The sequence below is a fragment of the Frankia sp. CgMI4 genome (assembly GCF_001756285.1).
GTDB classification, from domain to species: Bacteria; Actinomycetota; Actinomycetes; order Frankiales; family Frankiaceae; genus Frankia; species Frankia casuarinae.
The window spans coordinates 1-2,974 of sequence record NZ_MAQZ01000017.1; the positions used below are offsets into that span (position 1 = coordinate 1).

2 protein-coding genes are annotated in these 2,974 nt (G+C 70.2%); both read left to right on the forward strand.

Annotated features, from left to right (window positions below; genetic code table 11):
- The first annotated feature begins 274 nt into the window (after positions 1-274).
- The gene (locus Manayef4_RS02535; RefSeq protein WP_070130501.1) at positions 275-1,942 is read left to right on the forward strand and encodes a cytochrome ubiquinol oxidase subunit I; all 1,668 of its coding nucleotides are present in this window, start codon (positions 275-277) and stop codon (positions 1,940-1,942) included.
- The gene (locus tag Manayef4_RS02540; protein WP_011434725.1) at positions 1,942-2,934 is read left to right on the forward strand and encodes a cytochrome d ubiquinol oxidase subunit II; all 993 of its coding nucleotides are present in this window, start codon (positions 1,942-1,944) and stop codon (positions 2,932-2,934) included. The genes Manayef4_RS02535 and Manayef4_RS02540 overlap by 1 nt, the downstream gene beginning before the upstream one ends.
- The last annotated feature ends 40 nt before the right edge of the window (positions 2,935-2,974 follow it).

Genomic DNA, 2,974 nt, shown 5'->3' on the forward strand with positions numbered 1-2,974 from the left:
CGAACGGGCTATCCGCCGAACGGGCTATCCATCAAACAGGATGACGGCCGCAATGGAGGTATCTTTCGGTCCCGCCCCGTGCCGTCGACCGTGGCGCACGTCTCGACAGCGCCGTCGGTAGTGCCGTCGGTCTTGACCATGTCATCGAGCTCACTGCGCTTTGCTCGTCGCCAGGAGAATTGGCTACATACCGTAGAAACCTCTATGCCTCGTAGAGGATCGGTTGGCTCTCGGCCGATTTTTCCCCTCGCGGCCCACCGAAGGAGCTGTGCGCATGGTTCTCGCCGCTGATGCCGTCGACCTTGCCCGCGCCCAGACAGCGTTCTCCCTCGCGTTTCACATCTGTTTCGCCGTGTTCGGGGTCGGCATGCCGTGGCTGCTGATCTACACCGAGGGGCGTTGGGTGCGGACCGGTGACGAGACCTGGCTGGCGCTCACGAAGAAGTGGTCGCGGGCATTCGCCGTGCTGTTCGCGGTCGGGGCCGTCTCGGGAACGGTGCTCTCGTTCGAGTTCGGCCTGCTCTGGCCCGCGTTCATGTCGAAGTACGGCAGTGCGCTCGGACTGTCGTTCTCCCTGGAGGGCTTCGCGTTCTTCACCGAGGCGATCTTTGTCGGGATGTACCTGTACGGCTGGAAGCGCTTGTCGCCGCGCGCGCACTGGCTCACGCTATGGCCGATCGCGATCTCCGGCACCCTGTCGACGTTGTTCATCATCACGGTGAACGCCTGGATGAACGTGCCACGGGGGATCACCGAGGTGAACGGCAAGGTCGTCGCCGCCGAGCCGTTCGCGCCCTTTCTGAGCCCGGGGACYCCGCCCCAGGTGGTCCACATGCTGCTGGCCGCGCTGATGTGCACCGGCGGGGCCGTCTCCAGCATTTACGCGGTCGGCATGCTGCGCGGTCGCCGGGACGCCTACCACCAGCGCGGGCTGCGGATCGGCCTGGCGGTGGTGCTGGTCTGTGCGCCGCTTCAGCTGATCGTGGGGGACTGGGCGGCCCGGATCGCCGGGGCCAACCAGCCGTTCAAGCTGGCCGCGATGGAAGGGCTTTACCACACCAGGTCGCACGCGCCGCTGACCCTCGGCGGGTTCTACGACGACAAGAGCGGCGAGGTCCGCTACGGGCTGGAGATCCCCGGTCTGCTCTCGCTGATGGAGGGATTCAGTACAGATCACGTGATCACCGGTCTGGACGCCGCGCCGCCGGACGAGCGCCCGAACGGCCTGCTGGTGCACGGGTCGTTCGCGACGATGGTCGGGTTCGGTTCCGCGCTGATCGGACTGTCCGCTCTGACTGGTGCCGCCGTCGTCCGCCGGCGCCGTCGCGGCGAGAAGACGCTGCTGCCCACCGGACGGCCGTGGCTGTTCGCCGCGGCGGCCACGGGACCGGCGTCCGCGCTGTCGATGATGGCCGGCTGGGAGGTCACCGAGGGTGGTCGTCAACCGTGGATCGTGGGCGGTCACATGCGGGTTCACGACGCGGTGACGGGCGCCGACGGGGTCGCGCCGATGTTCGCCGGCTCCCTGGTCTTGTACCTGGGGCTCGYGGGTGCGCTGATCCTCATCCTGCGCCGGATGGCCACCGGCGGCCCGGCCGTCGCGGAGATCCGGTCCGGGCGGCCCGCCGCGGGCGTCCACCGCACGGCCGTCCACGGCGCGGGGCAGGCGAGCCCGGCCAGGCCCGGACGGACAACCGATTCCGATTCGCCATCCATCCCGAAGCCGCGACCCGAACCGGCGGCGGTTGAACCGGCGGCGGTTGAACCGGCGGTTGAACCGCCGGTCGAACTGCCGGTCGAACTGCCGGTCGARCCGCCGGTGGCCGGCAGGCGGCGCACCGGCGGCGGTCCCGAGGGATCCCGCGGTTCGGCGCACCCGGGTGAGACAACGGGAACGGGATCCGACGGCACCACCGGTTTCGGCGGGCGGGGAGAAGACTGATGACCAGCGCTGACCTCCTTCTGATCATCATGGTGGTAGGGCTCACCGCCTACGCGCTGCTCGGTGGCGCGGACTTTGGTGGCGGGGTGTGGGACCTACTGGCACGCGGACGGCACGCCGGCGACCAGCGGAAACTGATCTCGGCGTCACTCGGCCCGGTGTGGGAGGCCAACCATGTCTGGCTGATCTTCATCGTGGTGGCGATGTTCAGCGGGTTTCCCGAGGCCTACGGGGTGATCGGCTCCTCTCTGGAGGTGCCGCTGTCCGTGGCCCTCGTCGGCATCGTGCTGCGTGGCGCCGCGTACGTGTACCGGTCCTACGGGGCGGGTGGGGCCGGTCCCGACCACTGGTGGGGGCACGTCTTCGCGGTCTCCTCGACGATCGCCCCGTTCGCGCTCGGGGTGGCCGGTGCGGCTCTGGCCAGCGGTGATCTGTCGACCGACGACCCGTTCGCGCCGGTGCGCAGCCCGTTCGGGCTCGTCTGCGGGGCCTTCGCGGTCGCCGCGACGGCCTTCCTCGCCGCCGTCTACCTCTGCCGGGACGCCGCCTCTTCCCCGGCCACCGCGCACCTGGTGGCCGACTTCCGCCGGCGGGCCATCGGCGGCGCCGTGCTCTGCGGTGCACTCGCCGCGATCCTGCTGCCCCTGCTGTGGGCGGACGCCCCGCAGGTCGCCGGCCGGTTCAGGGACCGCTCGCTTCCCCTGGTAGCCCTGTCCACCCTCGGCGGGATCGGCGCCCTCGTCGCGCTCTGGCGCGAGCAGTTCGGTGCCGCCCGCATCGCGGCCGGTCTCGCCGTCGGCGCGATGCTCTGGGGCTGGGCGGTGGCCCAGTACCCGGACCTGGTGGTCGGGCAGGCCACGGTGGACACGGCCGCGGCGCCGACGACGAACATCCGGGCCATGCTGTTCGCCATCGCCGGCGGTCTGGTGGTGCTTGTGCCGTCCCTGATGATGCTGTTCCGGCTGTTCTCCCGGCCGGAACCGGCGGAGTGATCGGGCCGGTGCAGTGATCGGGCCGGTGCAGTGATCGGGC